General features: G+C 30.8%; 19 protein-coding genes. 11 read left to right on the plus strand and 8 right to left on the minus strand.

Annotated elements, in window-relative coordinates:
- Window positions 1–33: 33 nt before the first annotated feature.
- Complete coding sequence (locus tag ACFFGL_RS04080) at window positions 34–273, minus strand: hypothetical protein (protein ID WP_309728363.1); 240 nt, start codon at window positions 271–273, stop codon at window positions 34–36.
- A gap of 17 nt (window positions 274–290) precedes the next feature.
- Window positions 291–494, minus strand: a complete 204-nt coding sequence (locus tag ACFFGL_RS04085; RefSeq protein ID WP_309728362.1) for a hypothetical protein — start codon at window positions 492–494, stop codon at window positions 291–293.
- A gap of 222 nt (window positions 495–716) precedes the next feature.
- On the opposite strand from ACFFGL_RS04085, the gene typA reads away from it, so the two are divergent.
- From typA to ACFFGL_RS04115, 6 genes are all read left to right on the plus strand, one after another.
- The gene (gene typA / locus ACFFGL_RS04090; RefSeq protein WP_309728360.1) at window positions 717–2,519 is read left to right on the plus strand and encodes a translational GTPase TypA; all 1,803 of its coding nucleotides are present in this window, start codon (window positions 717–719) and stop codon (window positions 2,517–2,519) included.
- Window positions 2,520–2,661: 142 nt separating this feature from the next.
- The gene (locus ACFFGL_RS04095; RefSeq protein ID WP_309728358.1) at window positions 2,662–3,393 is read left to right on the plus strand and encodes a glycosyltransferase; all 732 of its coding nucleotides are present in this window, start codon (window positions 2,662–2,664) and stop codon (window positions 3,391–3,393) included.
- Window positions 3,377–4,702: a phospholipid carrier-dependent glycosyltransferase gene (locus ACFFGL_RS04100; protein ID WP_309728356.1), complete on the plus strand. Its 1,326-nt coding sequence runs from the start codon at window positions 3,377–3,379 to the stop codon at window positions 4,700–4,702. The genes ACFFGL_RS04095 and ACFFGL_RS04100 overlap by 17 nt, the downstream gene beginning before the upstream one ends.
- Window positions 4,703–4,915: 213 nt before the next feature.
- Window positions 4,916–6,202 (plus strand): hypothetical protein, encoded by a 1,287-nt coding sequence (locus ACFFGL_RS04105; RefSeq protein WP_378927989.1) that lies wholly within the window; start codon window positions 4,916–4,918, stop codon window positions 6,200–6,202.
- A 40-nt stretch (window positions 6,203–6,242) separates the two neighbouring features.
- Window positions 6,243–7,220 (plus strand): GNAT family N-acetyltransferase, encoded by a 978-nt coding sequence (locus ACFFGL_RS04110; protein ID WP_309728352.1) that lies wholly within the window; start codon window positions 6,243–6,245, stop codon window positions 7,218–7,220.
- Between the two features lie 2 nt (window positions 7,221–7,222).
- Entirely contained in the window at window positions 7,223–8,323 is a 1,101-nt protein-coding gene (locus ACFFGL_RS04115; protein WP_309728350.1) for a DegT/DnrJ/EryC1/StrS family aminotransferase, read from the plus strand.
- On the opposite strand, the gene ACFFGL_RS04120 is transcribed toward ACFFGL_RS04115, so the two are convergent.
- The 3 genes from ACFFGL_RS04120 to ACFFGL_RS04130 are packed head-to-tail and all read right to left on the minus strand — an operon-like array spanning window position 8,309 to window position 11,612.
- Window positions 8,309–9,565 (minus strand): O-antigen translocase, encoded by a 1,257-nt coding sequence (locus ACFFGL_RS04120; protein ID WP_309728348.1) that lies wholly within the window; start codon window positions 9,563–9,565, stop codon window positions 8,309–8,311. The genes ACFFGL_RS04115 and ACFFGL_RS04120 overlap by 15 nt on opposite strands.
- The gene (locus tag ACFFGL_RS04125; protein ID WP_309728347.1) at window positions 9,565–10,488 is read right to left on the minus strand and encodes a sulfotransferase family protein; all 924 of its coding nucleotides are present in this window, start codon (window positions 10,486–10,488) and stop codon (window positions 9,565–9,567) included. The genes ACFFGL_RS04120 and ACFFGL_RS04125 overlap by 1 nt, the downstream gene beginning before the upstream one ends.
- On the minus strand, window positions 10,473–11,612 hold the full coding sequence (locus ACFFGL_RS04130; RefSeq protein WP_309728345.1) for a glycosyltransferase: 1,140 nt from the start codon (window positions 11,610–11,612) through the stop codon (window positions 10,473–10,475). The genes ACFFGL_RS04125 and ACFFGL_RS04130 overlap by 16 nt, the downstream gene beginning before the upstream one ends.
- Window positions 11,613–11,659: 47 nt before the next feature.
- Here ACFFGL_RS04130 and ACFFGL_RS04135 point away from each other — a divergent pair, with 47 nt between their 5' ends.
- On the plus strand, window positions 11,660–12,760 hold the full coding sequence (locus ACFFGL_RS04135; RefSeq protein ID WP_309728343.1) for a glycosyltransferase: 1,101 nt from the start codon (window positions 11,660–11,662) through the stop codon (window positions 12,758–12,760).
- Entirely contained in the window at window positions 12,757–13,173 is a 417-nt protein-coding gene (locus ACFFGL_RS04140; RefSeq protein WP_309728341.1) for a sugar 3,4-ketoisomerase, read from the plus strand. The genes ACFFGL_RS04135 and ACFFGL_RS04140 overlap by 4 nt, the downstream gene beginning before the upstream one ends.
- On the opposite strand, the gene ACFFGL_RS04145 is transcribed toward ACFFGL_RS04140, so the two are convergent.
- The 3 genes from ACFFGL_RS04145 to ACFFGL_RS04155 are packed head-to-tail and all read right to left on the minus strand — an operon-like array spanning window position 13,153 to window position 16,110.
- Window positions 13,153–14,091 carry a glycosyltransferase family 2 protein gene (locus ACFFGL_RS04145; protein WP_309728339.1) on the minus strand — a complete coding sequence of 313 codons (939 nt, stop codon included), beginning with the start codon at window positions 14,089–14,091 and terminating at the stop codon, window positions 13,153–13,155. The two genes, ACFFGL_RS04140 and ACFFGL_RS04145, sit on opposite strands and share 21 nt — an antisense overlap.
- Before the next feature lie 10 nt (window positions 14,092–14,101).
- Window positions 14,102–15,412, minus strand: a complete 1,311-nt coding sequence (locus ACFFGL_RS04150) for a capsular polysaccharide export protein, LipB/KpsS family (protein ID WP_309728337.1) — start codon at window positions 15,410–15,412, stop codon at window positions 14,102–14,104.
- Window positions 15,413–15,426: 14 nt separating this feature from the next.
- Window positions 15,427–16,110, minus strand: a complete 684-nt coding sequence (locus tag ACFFGL_RS04155) for a cell division ATP-binding protein FtsE (RefSeq protein WP_309728335.1) — start codon at window positions 16,108–16,110, stop codon at window positions 15,427–15,429.
- Between the two features lie 201 nt (window positions 16,111–16,311).
- On the opposite strand from ACFFGL_RS04155, the gene ACFFGL_RS04160 reads away from it, so the two are divergent.
- The 3 genes from ACFFGL_RS04160 to ACFFGL_RS04170 all read left to right on the plus strand — a co-directional run bounded on the left by ACFFGL_RS04160 (window position 16,312) and on the right by ACFFGL_RS04170 (window position 22,815).
- Window positions 16,312–19,341, plus strand: coding sequence for a tetratricopeptide repeat protein (locus ACFFGL_RS04160; RefSeq protein WP_309728334.1), 3,030 nt, complete (start codon window positions 16,312–16,314; stop codon window positions 19,339–19,341).
- A gap of 32 nt (window positions 19,342–19,373) precedes the next feature.
- Window positions 19,374–21,119, plus strand: a complete 1,746-nt coding sequence (locus ACFFGL_RS04165) for a TonB-dependent receptor (RefSeq protein WP_309728332.1) — start codon at window positions 19,374–19,376, stop codon at window positions 21,117–21,119.
- A 73-nt stretch (window positions 21,120–21,192) separates the two neighbouring features.
- Window positions 21,193–22,815, plus strand: coding sequence for an amidohydrolase (locus tag ACFFGL_RS04170; RefSeq protein WP_309728331.1), 1,623 nt, complete (start codon window positions 21,193–21,195; stop codon window positions 22,813–22,815).
- Window positions 22,816–22,844: the final 29 nt, after the last annotated feature.

Genomic DNA, 22,844 nt, shown 5'->3' on the forward strand with positions numbered 1-22,844 from the left:
TAAGTTGTTCAACATTTCTTAGTACTATTTCATCTATATTATCTTGAATTTCTTCTTCGGTATAGTTATCGAATAAATAATCTGCATAGCATTCGCAAATTTTTTAGCATCCGTATTATTTATTTTCTTGTTAGTTTTTTGAATACAGCCAAGCATTACAGATTTTTGGAAAGTAGTTTCACCATAAAATAAATTATATCTATAAATAAAGAAAATAACTAACAAGAATAAAATTAAAAACATTCCTCCAATTATATAAATAGCTCTTTTCATTATTTAAGATAGTAAATTTAAAATTCGGTTACTTCAGTTTTTCTTCTTCTCTTTAATTCAAATAAAACAACTAGAGGAAGTGGGATTAAGGCAAGTGTGATTACTAACATTGTCATATGCGAAAAAAATTCAGCTTGTCTTACAAGTAAAGCTATTATAGCGATTGAAATAGGAATTATTCGTAAAATTTTAGTAGGAATTTTCTTTACGTATTTATTCATAGAATTTAAATATTTCAAAATATACCACGTGCAAATATATAAAAAGCTGTTACTTCTTCAAAAAGGCTTAAAAAATTTTGATGTAATAAATTGAAAATCAAATAATAGTTATCTTTTTAAGTTCGAAAATAAATTTGTGTAAATCATTTTCAGAAAATAAAAAATATAGTATTGTAAACAGAAAATAAAGCCTACATTTGCAGCCTTTTAAATAAGGCTTTTATGACAGCTATAAGAAATATCGCAATTATTGCACACGTTGACCACGGTAAAACTACTTTGGTTGATAAAATTATGTACCACTGCCGCCTGTTTCGTGACAACGAAAACACAGGAGATCTTATTTTAGATAATAACGATTTAGAGCGCGAACGTGGAATTACCATTACTTCCAAAAACGTATCGGTAACCTACAAAGACACAAAAATTAATATTATTGATACTCCTGGTCACGCCGATTTTGGTGGAGAAGTAGAGCGTGTTTTAAACATGGCAGACGGAGTTTTACTATTAGTTGATGCTTTTGAAGGACCAATGCCACAAACGCGTTTTGTACTTCAAAAAGCAATCGATTTAGGTTTAAAACCTTGCGTGGTTATCAATAAAGTAGATAAAGAAAACTGTACTCCAGACGAAGTTCACGAAAAAGTTTTTGACTTAATGTTTGAGCTTGGCGCAGAAGAATGGCAGTTAGATTTTCCAACCGTTTACGGTTCAGCTAAAAATAACTGGATGAGCGACGATTGGAAAAATGAAACCAAAAATATCGAGCCATTATTAGATATGGTTATCGAACATATTCCGGGTCCTAAAGTAGATTCTGAAGGAACACCGCAAATGTTAATTACTTCATTAGACTTTTCATCGTTTACAGGTCGTATTGCAATCGGAAGATTACAACGTGGAATTCTAAAAGAAGGAATGCAAGTTTCGTTAGTAAAACGCGATAAAAGCATCAAAAAAGCGAAAATTAAAGAATTGCACGTTTTTGAAGGTTTAGGAAGAAGAAAAGTAGAAGAAGTTATAGCCGGAGATATTTGTGCGATTGTTGGTTTAGAAGGTTTCGAGATTGGTGATACGATTGCTGATATCGAAAACCCTGAAGGTTTAAAAACCATTGCGATTGATGAGCCGACAATGAGTATGTTATTCACCATTAACGATTCGCCTTTCTTTGGAAAAGACGGGAAGTTTGTGACTTCACGACATATTAAAGATCGTCTTTTTAAAGAATTAGAAAAGAATTTAGCACTTCGTGTAGAAGAAACCGACAGCGCAGATAAATTTAATGTATTTGGTCGTGGCGTACTTCACTTATCAGTTTTAATTGAAACGATGAGAAGAGAAGGTTACGAATTACAAATCGGTCAGCCGCAAGTTATTATACGTGAAATAGATGGCGTAAAATGTGAACCTGTTGAAGAGTTAACCATTGATTTACCGGAAGACGTTTCAGGAAAAGCCGTAGAAATGGTAACTATGCGAAAAGGTGAAATGCTAAGTATGGAAGCTCGTGGCGATCGAATGGTTTGTCAATTTATGATACCGTCACGCGGAATTATCGGTTTACGTAACCAATTGCTTACAGCAACTGCAGGAGAAGCAATTATGGCGCACCGTTTTAAAGAATATCAACCTTTAAAAGGAGATATTCCACAGCGTTTAAACGGTTCGTTAGTTTCTATGGAAAAAGGAACCGCAATTCCTTATTCAATTGATAAATTACAAGATCGCGGAAAATTTTTCGTAGATCCGGGTGAAGATATTTACGAAGGACAAGTAATTGGTGAAAACTCTCGTCAAGATGATATGACGGTAAATATTACCAAAACTAAAAAACTTTCGAACGTACGTTCTTCTGGAGCAGATGATAAAGCGAAAATTGTTCCGGCAATTAAATTCAGTTTAGAAGAAGCCTTAGAATATATTCAGAAAGATGAATATGTTGAGGTGACTCCAAATCACTTACGAATTCGAAAAGTTTATCTTACTGAAAACGAACGTAAGCGTAATAAGATTATTTAAGAAAATAAATTTTCAATTTTAAAAATCCCGAGCAGTTGTTCGGGATTTTTTTATTTGTAAGTGTTATTCGGATGTTAAAAATTCTATCTTTGAAAAAGTGAAAATTTTCTTATAATTTTTATTCTACTTAGTAATGTAGTTTATGATCCAAAACAATAAAGTTTTATTTATAATTCCTTTTTACAATGAAGAAAATCGCATAAACATAAAGGAATTTGAAAAAGCGTTTCGTGCATACGGCGACATTGATTTCTTGTTGATAGATGATTTTAGTGCCGACAATACCCGTTTAATTTTAGAGGAATTTTCAGTAAAATTTGAAAATGTAAATGTATTAGCAAATGCTAAGAATTTAGGAAAAGCAGAAAGTATTCGTAATGGAGTCTTAACAGCTAATAACAACTATAATTACTTGGGTTATTTAGATGCAGATTTAGCCACGCCGATTTCTGAAATGACAAAATTGCTTGAAATAATTTTGCGTCGAGATGAAATTAAATTCATTATGGGAACGCGAATTAAACTTTTGGGTAATAAAGTGAAACGCTCCTTATTGCGGCATTATTTAGGGAGAATTTTTGCTACAATTATTAGTCAGTTTGTTTTGAAGATCCCGATATATGACACACAATGTGGCGCGAAAATTATAGAAACTTCCTTAGCAAAAAAATTATTCGAGAATCCTTTTTATACACGCTGGTTATTTGATGTAGAATTATTGCTGCGTTATCGAAAAAACGATGCTCACTTTGAAGAAAAAACGATGGAAGTTCCTTTATATGAATGGGTTGAAAAAGAAAATACAAAAATAAAGTCAAATGAATTTGCTATGGTCCCATTTCAGATTATAAAATTGTATGTCAGATACCGGTAAAAAATATCTTTATTATTTAGTAGGAATTGGATTTTTGGTAAGGCTTCTAATTTTCCTAGGGTTTTATACTCATATTACCATTTTTCCAGATAGTTCAGGCTACATAACCTTAGCTGAACGAATTATGGATTTTAATCTTTCGGGCTATTCAGGAAAAAGGAGTCCGGGTTATCCACTATTAATCACTTTAGGATTCGGGAATTTATATGCAGTAGTTTTTTATCAATTTTTATTAGGGATTTTAACTTCTATTTTGTGGTATAAATCATTGTTGAAATTAAAATTTTCAGAGAAATTCAGTTTTGGGATAAGTGTTTTCATGAGTACACTCTTAAATGTCATTTTTTTTGAAACTGCAATTTTGGTAGAAAGTTTAGTACTTTTTTTAATCTCTTTGATAATCTATAGATTTATAAAATTTTACGATAAACCTACCAACTATAAAACTGAAATGGTTACAGGGTTTTTACTAGGATTGCTCACTTTAGTAAAACCATTTTATGCCTTTTTACCTTTCTTATTTTACGCACTGTTTATTTTAAGAGACTTTAAAATAAAAAAAATAATAAATAAAAAACTCATTTTGCTATTATTTCCTTTAATAGCTTATTTTGGCTGGTCTTACGTAAATAAATTAAATACCGGTTATTTTGTATCTACAACTTTTTTAGGCTTAAATATGGCGCAAAATTGTGTTCGTTTTGCTGAAAAAGGGCCGGATAGATATAACTGGATTAGCGAACCTTACGTGAAATATAGAGAAAAATCTAAGCAAGAAGGAAAGAATCTAGCGATGACTATTTGGTATGCTTACGAAGATGGAGCTTATGATAAATACAATTTAAATTTTAATGACTTTTCTAATGAATTAGGAAAATTTGCAAAATTAACAATAAAGGAAAACCCAAAAGATTATTTATATCAAGTAGTCTTTTATTCTTGGTTAGATTTTTGGAAACCTCAAATTTATTGGAATTACCACGAATTTAATTTCAAATATGGTAACAAATTATTTTTAGCTATTTGGTATTTTCAAGAATGTTTATTATGGTTTTTTAGAGTAATTTTTTTGTTTTTAATTCCGTTTTATTCAATTCAAGCTTTACAAAGTAAAAAAATCACATCAGAATTCGTAATGATAATGGTTGTTTTTTCTGCTTCGATTTTGCAAGCTTTAGTGACCTATGGTACTAATGCTCGTTTTAGTTTTCCTTTTGAATTTTTAATGATTTTTACGGTTTTGTGTTTCTTGAAAAAGTATTGGTTGACTTCCTATAAAAAATATGTAATAATTTTCAATAGAAAATAGTAAAATATTTTTGCAAACGAATCTAAATATGTGTTAGATATTAAATTGTGTATTTGTTTTAAATCTAAGAATCAAACGTTATGTTTATATATGAGTATAATTAATTTAATGAATCGCTGTCAGATAAAGAACCCTTAAATTATGATGGTTATGAAGAGTAACTTTAATTCTTTAAAGAAAAGATTTTTTGAAGATCATAACTTAATTTACTTATTGGTAATTGGTCTTCTGGCTCGGGTTATTATGTTTGTTGTCTTTTATCCGGCTGCGAGTACGTTTCCTAATTCAGGGGGTTTTTACAAGATGGCTTCTCATTTGGTTAATTTTTCTTTTGAAAATTATGATGGTAAACGCAGTCCAGGTTATCCATTGCTGATGATTATGGGCTTTTTACGTTTAAAATTAATTGTTATTATTCAGTTTGTACTAGGGAGTATTGGAGCATTATTTCAATACAAAATACTTTTAAATTTAAAATTTAATAAAAAAACTAGCTTTTGTATTATTTTATTAATGCAGTCTATCTTAAGTGTATTTTTTTATGAAACCTCTATTTTAGTTGAAAGTTTTGCATTTTTTTTAATGACTGTCGTACTTTATTTAATAACTAAACCGAAATATGAAAATAATAAAAGCTATAAGACCGAATTTTTTATTGGGGCCATTTTAGGACTTATGGTATTGGTTAAACCATTTTTTGCTTACTTACCATTTTTAATCTATGGACTTTTCACGCTCAAAAGTTTCAGTTTAAGAAACTTAATTAATAAAAAATTAATTTTATTGTTATTTCCATTACTCTTTTATTTTGGTTGGTCTTATGTAAATAAAATTACTACAGGCTACTTTGTTTCAACAACTTATTTAGGCTTAAACCTTACTCAGAATTGTGTGTATTTTGCTGAAAAAGCTCCTGAAGAATTTCAATGGATTTCCCAACCATATGCAAAATATAGGGATAAAACTATTGCCGAAGAACGAGATGTCGCTATGAGTATCTGGAATGCTTATGGCGAAGGTCATGTTTTTGATAAATACGGACTTACCTTTCCAGAATTCACTCATGAATTAGGAAAATATGCCAAAGCCACCATTAAAGCCAATCCTCTAGAATATGCAAAACAAGTGATTTTCCGTTCGTGGGTGGATTTTTGGAAACCTTGTATTCGATGGAATCCGGAATTATTTCGTTTTACTTGGGCTAAGAAAATTTTCATGCAAATCTGGCAAGTTCAAAAAAATATTCTTTGCGGATTATATTTTGTTTTTGGAGCAATATTTCTATTTTCTTGTATAGTTGCGGTTTATAAAAGAAAAATAACCTTGATTTTTATTTTATCAACTATGGTGGTTGTTCCTTCTTTTCTACAAGCTATGGTTACATATGGTACCAATAGTCAATATAGTTATCCGTTTGAATTTATGATAATTTTTGTAATTGCATTATTTATTAAAAATAGAGGAGTACTACCAAAAAAGAATAAAATAATTGATAATTGAAATTAAAAATTATTTTTAATAGATATAAGAGATTAACCTGATGACAGAAATCGTAGTAGAAAAATATCGATCAACTAGTAAAAATGATTGGAATACTTTTGTAAAACAAGCTAAAAACGCAACGTTTCTTTTTGATCGTGATTTTATGGATTATCATCAAGATAGTTTTCAAGATTTTTCGTTGATGATCTACGAAGGTGAAAAATTATTAGCTTTATTGCCAGCTAACAAAGTGGAGAATAAACTCTATTCGCATCAAGGCTTAACTTATGGCGGACTTATTTTATCGAAAAAAATAAAATTTGAAAAAGTGCTTTTAGTTTTTCAGTCGATTCTTCAATTTTTAAAGGAAAATGATATTGAAACTTTGCAGTTAAAATTAATTCCTCAGATTTATGTAACCTATCCCGCAGATGAAATTACATACTTATTATTTCTACTAAAAGCTGAACGAGTTAGATGTGATATTTCTTCAGCAATTCAGCTTAAAAATCCACAAAAAATTCAATCGAACCGATTAGAAGGCGTAAAAAAAGCAAAGAAAAATGGCTTAATCATAAAAAAGGAATCTCAATTTAGTAATTTCTGGAATGAAATTCTAACTCCAAATTTAGAGCAAACTCATAATGCAAAACCAGTTCATTCTGAAGAAGAAATAAAATTATTAGCAGAAAAATTTCCGAAAGACATTCATCAGTTTAATGTGTATTTGAATGAAAAAATTGTGGGCGGAGCGACTATTTTTGAAACTGAAAATGTAGCTCACGTACAATATATTTCAGCAAATCATCAAAAACAAGAATTAGGAACACTAGATTTTTTATTCCAGCATTTAATAGAAAAAGAATTCAAACACAAAAACTACTTCGATTTTGGCACTTCTAACGAACAACAAGGCTTAAAACTGAATAAAGGTTTATCGTATTGGAAAGAATGTTTCGGCGCAAGAAGTGTCGCGCATGAGTTTTATGAACTGAAAACGAGTAATTTTGAACGTTTACAAGATATTTATTTATAGTCATGATTCCATTTCTAGACCTTCATAAAATTAATAAGCCTTACGAAAAAGCTTTTAAAGAAAGTTTTCAAAAATTTTTAGATTCTGGTTATTATGTATTGGGGAATGCTGTAAAAGAATTTGAGGAAGCTTTTGCTAAGTATTGCGGAGTGAATCATTGTATAGGCGTAGGGAATGGCTTAGATGCCTTGACTTTAATTTTAAAAGCTTATATAGAATTAGGAAAGTTGCAAGAAGGAGATAAAGTTATTGTTGCTGCCAATACCTATATAGCGACTATCCTAGCCATTAAACTTGCTGGACTGGAACCAGTATTGGTAGAACCGGATGAAGATACTTTTAATTTAGATCCGTTAGAAGTAGAGGAGCATCTAAATGCTTCAATAAAATCTATTTTGGTGACACATTTATATGGTCAATTAGCCGATATGAAAAGCTTACGAAGAATTGCAGATGAAAATAATTTACTTTTAATCGCCGACGCTGCTCAAGCTCATGGAGCAGAAGATGAAAATGGTAACAAAGCGGGAAGTTTAGCCGATGCTGCCGGATTTAGTTTTTACCCTAGTAAAAATTTAGGTGCTTTAGGCGATGGCGGCACGATAACTACAAACGATAAGGTGTTAGCTGAAATAGTTTCTAAACTTCGAAATTACGGTACTTCTTCAAAATACGTAAACGATTTTATAGGTGTAAATTCACGTCTAGATGAATTACAAGCTGGTTTTTTATCCGAAAAATTGCCTTATTTAGAAAAAGATAACAAACAGCGAAGAGCAGTTGCTAATCGTTATTTAACGGAAATTAAAAATGAAAAAATTCAGTTGCCATTTTGGAATGGAAGTAAAAATCATGTTTTTCATTTGTTTGTAGTTCGGGTAAAAAATAGAAAAGAATTCTGTGAATATTTACAAGAAAATGGGATAGGTTTTTTAATTCACTATCCACTCCCGCCACATAAACAAAAGGCTTTTCCCGAATTTTCTGATTTTTCTTTTCCTGTTACGGAAGCAATTCATCAAGAGGTTGTGAGTTTACCGATGAGTTCTGTGATGACTAATAATCAGGTGAAAAAAGTTATTTCAGTATTAAATGCGTGGTAATTTTCTCCATAATAATTTTCTGAAGTATAAATTCATAAAGATAAAATGAAGCAAATAGGTAATTAAATATGCTACGGCAATACCAATAAAACCAAGTTGTTGCGTTAAAACTATACTTAATGTAAAAAACACAACACTCCAGCAAATTTGTACGCTAATAAAGGTTTTTACATGAACTTTTGCTAAGATTAGATTTCCCAGAATCCAGCTGTTAATTTTAATAATATCACCTAGAACTTGAAAAATTAGTAAGCTCGAAATAATTAAAAATTCTTTGGTATATACCAACGTAATTACGAATTCTCTGAGTATAATAAGTAGAATTCCTGCTAGAATAGAAATGGGAATGGTTAGTTTCCAGATATTAAAAATTTCTTTTCGTAAATGTTTGGTATAAAGTTTAGAAAAAGTAGGAAGTAAATAAAACCCGAATGCTGAAGTAAGCATAGTAGTAAAAATGGTTGAAAGTCGCCAAAGTCCTTCCCAATAACCGGTATATTCCAATCCTAAATATGTAGTCAGGTATTTTCGTATAGCGATTAATGTTATAGAAAGTACTAAAACTCCACAAATACTCATTAACGAAAAGCGTGTAAGATCCCGAAATTCTTTTTTATGAAATTTATTTTTAAACCAATTTGTCTTAAATGGTTTTCTAAGAACAAATAATATAAATATAGAAAAATTTATAAATTGAAATAAGGCTAGATTAATTAAGACACCTTTTAGTTCGTATTTATAAATAAGCAATATCGCAACTGTAGATCCAATTATATTTGCCACTATAGAAATTAAAGTAAACTTTTTAATTTCGTGCAGACCATTTAATACAGACATTCCAGAGGTGTAAAATACCATTGGAAGAATGCTTAAACCAATTAAAACGAAATAATTATAGTAGTTTTTTAAACCTGTTAAATAAGTTAGAAGTTCTTGATTAAAAATAATGGTGATTAAGGCAATGAAACCGGCAATTGCTAGTTGACTAATAAAAATGGTACTCAGATAGTTTGCCAGTTTTTTATTAGAATTTTTATGAACTGAAGTATATTTAATAATTCCCTTATCGAATCCTAATTGACCTAAAGATAAACTGATTTTCAAGAAATCTTTAAGTTGACCAATAATGGCAAATCCTTCAGCACCGGCAAACCGCGCGATGAAATTATTGGTCACTAAACCTAATGCCATTGTTATGACGTTATTTATTCCGGATAATATGGAAGTTTTAAAAAAATTCATTAATCTTCGTTAAAATCTTTCCATTGATTATAGCTTATTCCGGTAATCTTTTTTAATTGCTTTACATCATTTTTATAAAGATTATATAACCATTTTCGTTCGGTTTCAGTAGCTTTTGGTAGACTTTTATTTGTTTTCATTAAGTTGAGAAAAACCTCAGTAATTTTTTTCTTATATTTTCTTCTGAATTTTACAGGTAGTAAAAATTTAACACCATCTCTAAACTTACTTTTGTTGAAAGCAAAAATTCTAATGCTTCTGTAAAGTTTAGGAAATAGGATTTTTACCGTTTTATTCGATTTTATTTCAGGAATTTCAGTTACTTCTTCAAGTTTCAAAAACCGAAGGCAACTATTAACTGTCTTTAGCGGATTTTCTTTAAGATCTTCAAATAGAATAACTTTTATGTTTTCAGCTTTAAAATGCTTGTAAAACTCAGTAAGCCATTTTCCATATAAACTATACTGGTAATAATTTTTCACAATAAGTTCTGGTAGTAAATCGTCTGGAGTTGGTTCTTTTTGGTGATCTTTTAAAACAGCAGCTTTTAGATCTAAATCTTCACTACCTAAACTTTTTAAATAATTGTAATGCGAAAAAGTTCTATCAATAGGGTTTCTAAATATTAAAATGAATTTAGAATTCGGGTGAGCCGCAGCTTTTATATTTTCTTTAAAATTTTTAAAATAAAAATAGCCTGTACTCGATTCTCCTCGATAAGAGTATTTTTTTGAAAAGTCGAAATTAGCCAAATATTCCTCGCTATTTTTAAATTTTTCTTTCGGAAAAGTAAAGAAGTGAGGTTCCTTATTTGTTGACATATTAATTTCAGGATGCAAGTCTAATAAGCTATGTAAAGAAGTTGTACCAGATTTTGCCGCTCCGGGAATAAATAGATTTATTTGCTTCAATTTGTCATCCATATGTCTATATATTTTGAAGCAATTTTTTTATAATCGTGATGTTCTTCAATAAATTTTCTTGCGTTTTCTCCAATTTTTTTAATTTCTGAAGGATTTTCAATTAACCAAGACAACTTTTCAATTAAATAATTTATATCTGGTAGCGCATTTATACAAACTTCATTTTCCTGTAAATTATAATATTTTAGAAATTCTTTTTCAGCTCCGGTAAAAACTACTTTTCCTTTTGCCATTGCTTCTAAAGCGTTGTAACCTTGATCGTAAGCGTAAATTTGATCTAATAAAACATGCGCTTGATTATATTTTTCAATATATTCTGAATAAGGTAAATTGCTAACGCTTAGAATCTCTACCTTATTGCTATATTTTTCTTTAATTTTTTGAAGCGCTTTTTCAAAAATATCGTTTCCTTTTTTATAATAATTATTTCGGTTAATTCCGTGAAATATGATAATCTTCTCGAGCTTAGTAAAGGGTATAAATTTTAATTTTTCAGTATTAATCGGGTTCGGAATTAAACCTAAAAATTTTGAATGATTTTGATAGGGTAAAACATAATCGATATCTGAGGCTGTTACCGAATCAATTTTTTTAAATACTTCTTGATGATGCTGAAAGCTTTTTTCAGAAGTATAATTTAAAATATTCCGGTAAGCGCTTTTATTAATTTTTCCATTAAAATAAGGAGTCAAAATGGAATACCTGTATTTTTTATCGAGAGCAAATTTCACGCTTATATAATCGGTTCCGCAGGCTAAAAGATGCACTGTTTTATTGTTCTTCTTCAAAAAATCGATTATGAGGTAAGCGTTCTTTCCCATGATATTAAACGGGCGCTCATTTATTAATTGAACAGCATCATAACCAATAAGATTATTTTTGTGCTTAAAAAATTGATTTGTAATTGCTTGTTGGGTAATATCAATTCTGAATAAAATAAAGAATAACACCTTAATTTTCTTTAAAAAACCGGTATCATATTTTCGTGAAAGTTTTATATCTGCCGGAAAATTTTTAAAGTAATCGCCGGTAGCAATTATAGTTACTTCGTGACCAAGTTTTTGTAAACCTTCCTTTAGAGAATTGTGGAGTCTACTATATTCGCCAACTAATAAAATCTTCATATAATGTGTTATCTTTGGCAAGATAAAGATATTTTACTATAAAACTAATGGCAAATTTTTCTCCTAAAAAAAAGATATGCATTGTATCGATTTCGTTAGCAGAAGGAGGAGCAGAACGATCTACCGCTTTATTAACGCAAATGCTAGATAAATTAGGTTATGAAGTACATTTAGCTATTCTTACCGACAAAATATCTTACAATTTTAAAGGGAAATTGCTCAATCTTGGCGAAAAGAAAAGGAAAAGTAACACTATTGTTAGTCGATTTTTGAGATTCAATGTATTAAGAAAGTACTTGCTTCAGCAAAAATTCGATTATATAATTGATAATAGAGTAAAAAACAATCCACTAAAAGAACTTTATTACCTTAATTATATTTATAAAAATCAGCGTCTTATTTATGTTGTAAGAAGTTATTTTATAGAAAATTATTTTGCTGAAAATAAATCGTGGCTAAGCAAATATGCTTCCAATCAAATTGTAGAAAAAGTCAGTAAAATTGTTGCGGTTTCTAAGTCTATTGAAAAAAGAATTTCTGAAAAATTTAATACTGAAAAAGCTTTTACAATCTATAATCCTATTGAAAGTTTAGAAAAAGGAAACCTCAATATAGAAGGAAATTATATTTTGTTTCTTGGAAGGTTAGTAGACGAAGTTAAAAATATTAGTTTACTTCTGGAAGCCTATGCAGAATCTGAGCTTCCGGCGTTAAATATTAAATTGAAACTTTTAGGTAGCGGTCCAGATTTAAGTTTTCTTCAGTCTAAAGTTAAAGCTTTAGAATTAATCCAAAATGTAGAATTTGTAAGTTACACGCCACAAGTTTATCCGTATTTAAAGCAAGCAAAATTTACCGTTTTAACCAGTAAATATGAAGGTTTTCCACGTGTTTTAATCGAATCACTTTCAGTTGGAACTCCTGTAATTTCGGTAGATTGCGAAAGTGGACCTGGAGAAATAATTCAGCATAAAAAAAATGGACTTTTAGTTGAAAATCACAATTCTGCGAAACTCGCTTCTGCAATGAATCAAATGATTAAAGACGAAAAACTTTATTTAACTTGCAAAGAAAATGCAAAAGCTAGCGTAAAACATTTAAGTTTAGATTTAATCGCCCAACAATGGGACGAAATTTTATCGACATGAAAAAAACTTTAAACGATATACAAGAAATTAAAATACCCAAAATTTCTGATCCAGACGGTAGAGGAAATCTATCGGTTATAGAAAAAGAAGTTTTACCATATAAAATTGAACGAGTTTATTACCTCTACGATGTTCCAAGTGACGCTACACGTGGGGGTCACGCTCATATAAATCTACAGCAATCATTAATTGCGTTAAGCGGAAGTTTCGATGTTGTTTTAGACGACGGAAATGAAAGAAAAATTATAAGTTTAAATAAACCCGATAAAGCACTTTTTATTCCGCAGGGAATTTGGCGTGAACTCGAGAATTTTTCTTCTGGAGCTGTTTGTCTCGCGCTAGTTTCTGAAATTTATAAGGAAGAAGATTATATTAGAGATTATAAAGACTTTTTAACTTTTAAAAGTCGTTAAATGAATATTCTTTTTAATTAAATAGGAATGAAATTTTTTAAGATATCGAACTAAAAAGGAAGGCGTATTCAATAAAATAACCTGTTTTTTATTAAGTGAGCTGTAATCTATTTCATTTTTTAAAAGGTTGAAAACTTCTCTATCATTATAATATTTACATTGTATAGCTACTGAATACCGATTTATATCTAAATATTTTTTAAAGGAAGGATTAGTTTTTTCTTCAGTTTTATAACTATTTAAAAACTCATATTTTACCTTTCTAAGGTGTTTTTTAGATAAACTATTTGGTACAGTTCTGTCATAGCAAGCAGTGATTTTAGGATTAAAAACAATCGTCTTTTGTAAAGCAAAACGGATCCATAAATCAATATCTTGGCCAGAGATTATTTCAGGTTTAAAACATCCAACTTCCAGAAAATCTTTTTTTGTAAAAGCCACACCCGAGGTCATAATTAAGGGATGAAGCATACTTGCTTTAAAATAATCTTCTACTAGTTGAATTTCCTTTAAATTCTGCAAATTATAAGAGGCGTTTTGGGTAAAACTTTCACTCAATTTTAATTGATAAGCATTACAAAAAACCGCAGCGTTAGGATATGTTTGAATACTCTTGTAAAATTCTTCTAAATGGGTAGAATACCAAATATCATCGGCATCGATTAAAGCAATATATTTACTTTGTGCTCTAGAAATACCAAAATTTCTCGCTACCGAAGCTCCTTGATTTTCTTGATGAAACAAGCGAATTCTGCTATCTGAAAAATTCTCTACAATATTCGAACTATTATCCGTAGACCCGTCATTTACAACAATAACTTCAAAATCAGGAAAAGTTTGATTCAGAATATAAGTTAGCGTATCATAAATATGATTTTCTTTATTAAATAATGGAATAACAACAGAAAAAAATGGCATGATATTTTAGTTAAGTGGTAAAACCATGAGTAAGTTTAATGGCTATTTTTTTTGCAGCTTGTAAATTTTTATTAGTGATAAAACCTTTTATAAGACAATTTTTAAAAAATTCATATAAAAAGTTTGTAATATTTTGATTATTAATTTTATATGATAAAGATTCTTGCAGTAACAATTTTAAATTTTCCTTTTTTTCTAATTTTAAACAAATATTACTACTATCGTAATAAGAATTTGCTAAGGTTATGACAGTTTTACCTTGCGCAATTGCTTCTATTCCTACTGTAGAATTATTTACAATTATTACTTCTGAAGTCTGGAGAGCCTCTTGAAAATTTGTATGAATATCTAGCGAAATATTTTTATTCTCTAAAATGTATTCATAAAACTCCTTCCCATATTTTTTCTTATAAACAGGATGTTCTCTTACTACTAAACTACAGTTTTCAGGCAAATTTATATGAACATCTTTTAATAGTTGAAAATGATTTTTGTAAAACGGACTATGATGCGTCATATTTACATCAAAAGGAACTTGACAAATTAATAAAAAAACATACTTTTCAATTTTCTTATCAGTTGAATGAATACATTTTGACCTTAATTTTTTAGAATGAAAATTAAGCACCGGATTATCAATTTTTAAATCTGGAGGCAAAATAAAAGTATGTTTAAATAAGAATTCTACCACATAATCGATACCGCGATAAAATGGTGATCGAGCATATTTTTCATTCTTATCTCGATTCATAAAACTCGCTACAAATTTTTCTTTTTCCTTAAGATCCTCTTTATTATAAATTTTAAAACCTCTTATCGATGCATTAGCATTCACACCTTTTTTATCAAAAAAAGTTGTATGATAAGGACCTTGTTCAATATAATATGTAGGGATATTATTTCTTTGCGCTAAAATTTTAGCTATTTCTACCGGAAGTCTTAAGTCTCCAATAAGTAATAATAAATCTACTTTTTCTAATTTCTTTTCTAAAATATCAATATAAGCTAAAGAAAGAAGTAAGTAATTTTTCCTATTATTAGTAGCATATAATTTTACAAGCTTATTAAGGTCGAATTCTTTATAATATTTTCCAGAAGAAATTATTTTTTGATACTTTTTTCGGTGAAGAAAAGTAAGATACCAAGCCTTAAATGATAATGCAGAAGACGAAATTCCTCGAAAATAAGAATAGAGAAAGCCACTTAAATAAATGCTTGCAATATGAAAATGAAGATCAGGATTGTTTTTTTCTAACTCGTTTTTTATACCAATAAAAAATCTTGAAAATTTATCATAATAACCAAGGCATAAAACATCCATAGAAAATTTTCATTTTAAGCACTTTTCTGTATGACTTCAAAAACTTTTTGACCGTCACACTTTAAAGTTTTAGAAGGGTATTTTAAAAGCAGAGCATAATCGTGTGTTGCCATTAAAATAGTATTGCCGTTTTTATTTATTTCCTGTAAAACCTCCATTACTTCAACAGAAGTTTGCGGGTCGAGATTTCCCGTCGGCTCGTCGGCAAGAATTAATTCCGGATCGTTTAATAACGCGCGAGCAATGGCTATACGTTGTTGTTCCCCACCAGAAAGTTGATACGGATATTTAAAGTTTTTGGTTTTCATCCCCACTTTATCCAGCACCTTATCAATTCTATGGTTCATTTCAGATTTGTCTTTCCAACCCGTTGCGCGTAAAACGAATATTAAATTATCTTTTACCGTTCTATCATTTAATAATTTAAAATCCTGAAAAACAACACCAAGTTTTCTGCGGAGGTAAGGTATTTTTTTCTCTTTTAATTTTCGCAGATCAAAACCAACAATACTTCCTTCGCCTTCTTTTAACGGAATATCACCGTACAGTGTTTTCATAAAGCTACTTTTTCCAGTTCCGGTTTTCCCGATAAGATACACAAAATCACCTTTTTTCACTTCCACATCAACTTCAGAAAGAATTAAACTTTCCCGCTGATAAATTGCAGCATTGCTTAGCGCTAGAACGGTTTCTGCCATAATTAAACTTTTAAGGTTTAAAGGTACTTTATTATTTTTAAACTCAAAACAACATGACTAATTTCAAATTTATTTTTTTGAAAGTTGATTGAAAAAAATAAACACCCCCTTTTCAATTAACATAATTATCACAACTTTGTTGCGTTATGAGAAGGTAGATTAATTTATATTTGATTTGTTAAAATAAATCGATTTGTTTTTATGGTACAAAAAATCAGTTTTGCACTATTATTTTTAGTAGTGTTTAATTTTTCAGGGTTTGCGCAAGAATCTGCACAATATACCAACGATTTAGTTGAATATAATCGCGCGGTAAAACTCTATAATAATCAGCAATATAAAGCTGCTCAAAAACTATTTAAAGAAGTAAAAAATAGTGAAGATGCTAAAACGGTAGAATCAGATTGTGCGTATTATATCGCAAATTGTGCGGTTCGCTTAAACCAGCCGAATGCAGATGAATTAATGCAAGAATTTGTTCAAAATTATCCTACAAGTACCAGAAGAAATTCAGCTTATATCAATGTAGCAAATTATTATTTTGAAAATGGCGATTATGCGTACGCTAAAAAATGGTATGCAGAAGTTGACCAAAATTCACTTTCCAAAGCCGAATTACAAGAATTTTATTTTAACAACGGTTACGCAGCTTTTAAAAACGGACAAAAAGAGGAAGCCAAAAAATATTTTAATCGCGTTAGAGATTCGCAAGAATACGGTTCGCAGGCAAAATATTATTTAGGATTTATCGCTTACGAAGGCGATGAATACGATGAAGCCAACCAAATGTTTGAAGAAGTAAAAACCGATGGTAGAAACAATAAAAACCTGTCTTACTTTCAGAGTGATATGAATTTTAAACTCGGAAAGTTCGAAAAAGCTATCGAGTTGGCAAAAGAACAATTAGAGCGTTCAAATAGAGTAGAGCGTTCAGAATTAAATAAAATTATTGGGGAAAGTTATTTCAATTTAAAACAATACGAAGAAGCAATTCCGTATTTAAAAGAATACCAAGGAAAACAGGGGAAATGGAACAATACCGATTATTACCAACTTGGTTATGCGTATTATAAACAAGGCGAATACCAAAACGCTATTTCAGAATTCAATAAAATAATTGGCGGTCAAAATTTTGTAGCGCAAAACGCGTATTATCATTTAGCTGAATCTTACGTAAAATTAGACCAAAAACAGCAAGCTTTAAACGCGTTTAAAAATGCTTCTGAAATGGATTTTGATAAAAAAATTCAGGAAGATGCCGCATTAAATTATGCCAAATTGAGCTACGAAATCGGTAATAACTATAAAAGTATTCCTGAAGTATTAACCGACTTTTTAGATAAATATCCCAATTCAAAAGAAAAGGAAACTATTTCTGCATTGTTGGTCGATTCTTATATTACTTCGAAAAATTACAAAAAAGCGCTCGATTTATTAGAAGGAAGCAATCAATATAAAGATAAAATTGTTTATCAAAAAGTAGCTTATTATCGCGGTGTAGAATTATATAATGAAGGAAAATATCAAGATGCGCTCGCTATGTTTAACAAATCACTTTCAGAGCGTAACGACCAAACGTTTACAGCAAAAGCAACGTTTTGGAAAGCCGAAACTTCGTATAATTTAGAAGACTATCAAGAAGCGCTTATCGGTTACAAAGAATTTAAAGGAATGAGCGCTGCAAAAAGCACTTCAGAATATAAAGATATCGATTATAATATTGGTTATGCGTATTTTAAAAAACGTGAATATGCCAACGCGGTAACTAATTTTAAAAATTATACCAGCACAGCAAATTCAAAAAATAATAAAGCGCAATTAAATGATGCGTATTTGCGTTTAGGCGACAGCTATTTTGCAACTAGCGATTATTGGACTGCGATGGAATCTTACAATGAAGCCATTAAAATGGAAGGAATCGATAGCGATTATGCCTATTTCCAAAAAGCAATCAGCTACGGATTTGTCGATAAAAACGATCGTAAAATTGAAGATTTAAAAAGTTTTCTAAACCGGTATCCAAAATCTATTTATCGTGACGATGCTTTATATGAATTAGGAAATACTTACGTGGCTGAAAATCAGCCCGAAAAAGCTTTAGGTGCTTATCAGAATTTGGTTAATAACGTGCCAATGAGTTCGTTCGTTTCAAAAGCTTTACTAAAACAAGGTCTAATTTATTATAACAACGATCAAAGCAACGAAGCGCTCGCGAAATTTAAAAAAGTAGTTGCAGATTATCCAAATACAGAAGAAGCATCGCAAGCCGTAAAAACTGCCCGAGGAATTTATGTAGATCTTGGCAGAACCGATGAATACGCTTCTTGGGTAAGTACCTTAGATTTTGTGGAAGTAGCCGATTCAGATATTGATAACGCAACTTTTGAAGCCGCTGAACAGAAATTCATCAATAACAACAGCGATGCGGCAATAAAAGGATTCAAAAAATATTTAAATGATTTCCCGAATGGTTTACACGCGTTAGCGTCACATTTTTATTTAGCGCAATTGCAATATAAAAATGGCGATAAAACCGATGCGATTCCACATTATCGTTATGCAATTGAACAACCACGAAGCGAATTTACAGAGCAAGCTTTAGCGCGTTTATCACAAATTTTATTAGAGAAGGAAAATTATCAGGAAGCCATTCCGGTTTTAAAACGTTTAGAAAGTGAAGCCGATTTTCCACAGAATATCACTTTTGCGCGATCTAATTTAATGAAAGCTTATTATCAGCAAGAAAATTATCAACAAACCATTACTTATGCTGAAAAAGTTTTAGCCGATACCAAAATTGAAGATGACGTTAAAAGTGATGCGCAAGTATTTATTGCACGTGCTGCTATGCAAACCGGAAATGAAGAACGCGCTAAAAAAGCTTATGCCGAAGTTTTAAGAATAGCGAAAGGAGCCTTAGCCGCAGAAGCACAATATTACGATGCTTACTTTAAGCGAAAAGACGGAAATTACGAAGTTTCAAATAAATCTGTCCAAGTGATCGCCAAAGAATATTCAGGGTATAAAAAATTCTCTTTAAAAGGATTATTACTGATGTCTAAAAATTATTATGATTTAGAAGATCCTTATCAAGCTACGGTAATTCTCGAAAATATAATTAAGAGTGTTTCCGATTATCCGGAAATTGTTTCCGAAGCGAAAACCGAATTAGCACGTATTAAAGAAGAAGAAGCCAAAACAAACGCTTCTGTTGATGCTGAACAAAACTAAACCCCAATTTTTGAACATTTAATTGTTATTCTATGCAATTTACTTCATTTTATAAATCCATTTTTTTAGTGACTTTTTGTCTAACTTCAGCAACACTTTTTGCTCAAAAAGATGAAGAAGACAATGAAATCGATACTGAAAGACTCATTATTGTAAAACCTTATTCGCCGTCGGTTAGTGACGCGTTTAAGGTGAAACAAACGCCCAAGATAAATGATTCGTTAGAACGAAAAAAGAAACAAGTTACCTACGATATTTTTTCATTTCCGGTAGCCTCTACTTTTACACCAGCAAAAGGTAAAGCGGCGGGAGTTCAACAAAAAGCGAGACCTTATTTGTACAATAATTACGCGGCTTTAGGTTTCGGAAATTATGGAAATATAATCGCTGAATTTTACAGCACCGTTTATTTACAAAACAATCAAGAATTCGGGATTGGCTTCAATCATAATTCATCACAAGGCGGAATCGAAAATGCGGTTTTAGATGATAAATTTTATAATACCGATTTAGATCTTTCTTACGACAGCCAAGCGCGTGGTTTTACGTGGGGAGCAGATTTAGGTCTAGAACATCAAGTTTATAATTGGTACGGCGCGCCAAATTATTTGCCGATTACCGATGGAGATTATGCTAGCATCGATCCGCAACATACATTTTACGCGGTAAATGTTGGCGCAAATATAGATGTAGAACAAGGCGTTTTCGATAAAGGAGAATTAACTTATCGTCGCTTTGGTGATAATTACAGTAGCGGAGAAAATCATTTATTGGTAACTCCGGAATTTCAATTTCCGGTAGGAGAAGAAAGTTTTTTCAACACCGAATTTTCTGTAGATTATGTAAGCGGAAAATTTGACCAATCGCTGTATAATCCTGCTGAAAAAAAATACAGTTTTTTAAATTTAGGAATTCATCCGAGTATTCAATTAACTGCGGGCGATATTTCTTTTGATGTTGGAGCGCAAGCAGTTTACAGTATGGATGCTGAAAATGATAAAAACAAATTTTTTGTCTATCCAAAAGTCACAGGAAGCTACAGAATTGCCGGTGATTATTTCATCGCTTATGCTGGAGTAGAAGGAGAATTGAAGCAAAATACCTACTATAATTTTGCGCAAAAAAATCCATTTATTTCTCCGACTTTAACTATTGCGCCAACCGATAAACAATACAATATTTTTGTAGGAGGAAAAGGAAAATTCACCGATAATATCAGTTACGATATTAGAGCCGATTATTCAGCTGAAAAAAACAGAGCATTTTTTATTCATAATTCATATCAAGCTTCCGCGGAAGCGAACAATTTTGAATATTTTAATTCCTTTGGTTTAGCCTATGACGATTTAACAACTTTTGGCGTTTTTGGAGAATTACAAATGGCGGTAAAAGATGATTTACAAATTAAAGTAAATGCTACCTTAAACACCTATAGCGTAGATTCTGAAAGTGAAGCTTGGAATTTACCACAATTGCAAGGTTCGCTTATCGCAGATTATCAAATCACCGAAAAATGGAACGCCGGCGCAAGTCTATTTTATGTAGGGGAACGAAAAGATTTATTTAGTTACAACACGACTTCAATTAATGAAACAAGTACCGTTACCTTAGATGGTTTTGTAGATTTAAACCTAAATGTTGGCTACCAATTAAATAACCGATTAGGTTTCTTTTTACGCGGAAATAATTTACTCGAAGGTAATTACCAACGTTGGATGGGGTATTCGGTACAAGATATTCAAGTTCTTGCCGGCGCAACGTATCAATTCGATTGGTAATAAAAAATCACATTTCTTAAAAGCGTTGAAGTTAGCTTCAGCGCTTTTTTTATTTTTACATAAATTAAAATATATGAAACGAATTTTACTCTTAATATTAGTCGGTTTTTTTCTTTTTGCATGTAAAGAGAAAAAGGAAGTCGATTTACTGGTGATGAACGCAAAAATTTATACGGTAGATGAAAATTTTTCAATTCGGCAATCCTTTGTAGTAAATGATGGAAAAATTCTTGAAATAGGAGAATTCGGAAAATTAGAATTACGTTATACACCCGAAAAAACTTATGATGTTGACGGGAAATTTGTTTTCCCGGGTTTTATAGACGCGCATGCACATTTTTATGGATTGGGTTTGCAGCAACAAAAAGTTGATCTCACAGGAACAAAAAGTTTTGCTGAAGTTGTAGAACGAATACAAACATTTCAGAAGAAAAATAATTCAAATTTTATTACCGGTAGAGGTTGGGATCAAAACGATTGGGAAAAACAAGAATTCCCTACCAATGATACGCTAAATAGATTATTTCCAAACACGCCAATAATCATTAATAGAATCGATGGCCACGTTTTATTAGCAAATAAAATTGCGCTTCAAAAAGCAGGAATTTCTACACAAACCAAAATTGAAGGCGGAGAAATTATTCAGGAAAATGGAAAATTAACGGGTGTTTTAATTGATAACGCGATGACGCTGATGAATAAAATAATTCCAAATCCTACACCAAAAGAAAAAATTTCAGCTTTAAAAGCAGCAGAAAAAATTTGTTTAGATTACGGTTTAACCACCGTCGATGATGCCGGTTTAGAACGCGAAACCATTGAATTAATAGATTCTTTACAAAAAGCCAATGAATTGAATATGCGAATTTATGCGATGGTGGCTAACTCTTCTAAAAATGTAGAATATTATTTAAAGAAAGGAATTTATAAAACGCCTAAATTAAATGTTCGCTCATTTAAAGTTTATGCAGATGGTGCGTTAGGATCTCGTGGCGCGGCGTTAAAAAAATCGTATACAGATAAAGATAAACATTTCGGCTCGTTGTTAATTAATCCGAAGAAATTTAAAACCTTAGCCGGAAAAATTAGTAAGTCTGACTTTCAGATGAATATGCACGCTATTGGTGATTCTGCAAATGCAATGGTTTTAAGAACGTATGATTCTGTGCTGAAAAAGCAAAACGACCGAAGATGGCGCATAGAACACGCACAAATTATAGATGAACCAGATTTTAAGTATTTCAGTAATAATATTTTTCCTTCAGTTCAACCGACGCACGCGACAAGCGATATGTATTGGGCAAATTTAAGATTAGGGAAAGAACGTTTAAAAAATGCTTATGCTTACAAACGCTTATTGAAACAAACAGGAAAAATAGCCTTAGGAACCGATTTCCCAATTGAAAATGTAAATCCGTTACTTACTTTTTACGCGGCTATTAGTCGAAAAGATACTTCGGGTTATCCAGAAGATGGTTTTCAAAAATCGCAAGCCTTGAGTAGAGAAGAAGCTTTACGCGGAATGACAATTTGGGCAGCTTACGCAAATTTTGAAGAAAAAGAAAAAGGCAGTATTGAAGTAGGAAAATATGCCGATTTTGTTGTGTTAGATCGTGATATTATGACGATTCCCGAAAAAGATATTCCTAATGTAAAAGTTTTAGCGACTTACATTGATGGAAAAAAAGCGAACTAATTTTCATTAATTCGCTTTTAAAAAAGTTG

Source organism: Mesonia maritima (genome assembly GCF_042433895.1).
GTDB classification, from domain to species: domain Bacteria; phylum Bacteroidota; class Bacteroidia; order Flavobacteriales; family Flavobacteriaceae; genus Mesonia; species Mesonia maritima.

Coding starts and splice junctions, on each gene's coding strand:
- ACFFGL_RS04130 (WP_309728345.1), bottom strand. CDS start 11,612: ATGAAGATTTTATTAGTTGGCGAATATAGTAGACTCCACAATTCTCTA.
- ACFFGL_RS04135 (WP_309728343.1), top strand. CDS start 11,660: ATGGCAAATTTTTCTCCTAAAAAAAAGATATGCATTGTATCGATTTCG.
- ACFFGL_RS04085 (WP_309728362.1), bottom strand. CDS start 494: ATGAATAAATACGTAAAGAAAATTCCTACTAAAATTTTACGAATAATT.
- ACFFGL_RS04145 (WP_309728339.1), bottom strand. CDS start 14,091: ATGCCATTTTTTTCTGTTGTTATTCCATTATTTAATAAAGAAAATCAT.
- ACFFGL_RS04120 (WP_309728348.1), bottom strand. CDS start 9,565: ATGAATTTTTTTAAAACTTCCATATTATCCGGAATAAATAACGTCATA.
- ACFFGL_RS04100 (WP_309728356.1), top strand. CDS start 3,377: ATGTCAGATACCGGTAAAAAATATCTTTATTATTTAGTAGGAATTGGA.
- ACFFGL_RS04165 (WP_309728332.1), top strand. CDS start 19,374: ATGCAATTTACTTCATTTTATAAATCCATTTTTTTAGTGACTTTTTGT.
- ACFFGL_RS04115 (WP_309728350.1), top strand. CDS start 7,223: ATGATTCCATTTCTAGACCTTCATAAAATTAATAAGCCTTACGAAAAA.
- ACFFGL_RS04080 (WP_309728363.1), bottom strand. CDS start 273: ATGAAAAGAGCTATTTATATAATTGGAGGAATGTTTTTAATTTTATTC.
- ACFFGL_RS04170 (WP_309728331.1), top strand. CDS start 21,193: ATGAAACGAATTTTACTCTTAATATTAGTCGGTTTTTTTCTTTTTGCA.
- ACFFGL_RS04095 (WP_309728358.1), top strand. CDS start 2,662: ATGATCCAAAACAATAAAGTTTTATTTATAATTCCTTTTTACAATGAA.
- typA (WP_309728360.1), top strand. CDS start 717: ATGACAGCTATAAGAAATATCGCAATTATTGCACACGTTGACCACGGT.
- ACFFGL_RS04150 (WP_309728337.1), bottom strand. CDS start 15,412: ATGGATGTTTTATGCCTTGGTTATTATGATAAATTTTCAAGATTTTTT.
- ACFFGL_RS04125 (WP_309728347.1), bottom strand. CDS start 10,488: ATGGATGACAAATTGAAGCAAATAAATCTATTTATTCCCGGAGCGGCA.
- ACFFGL_RS04160 (WP_309728334.1), top strand. CDS start 16,312: ATGGTACAAAAAATCAGTTTTGCACTATTATTTTTAGTAGTGTTTAAT.
- ACFFGL_RS04155 (WP_309728335.1), bottom strand. CDS start 16,110: ATGGCAGAAACCGTTCTAGCGCTAAGCAATGCTGCAATTTATCAGCGG.
- ACFFGL_RS04140 (WP_309728341.1), top strand. CDS start 12,757: ATGAAAAAAACTTTAAACGATATACAAGAAATTAAAATACCCAAAATT.
- ACFFGL_RS04110 (WP_309728352.1), top strand. CDS start 6,243: ATGACAGAAATCGTAGTAGAAAAATATCGATCAACTAGTAAAAATGAT.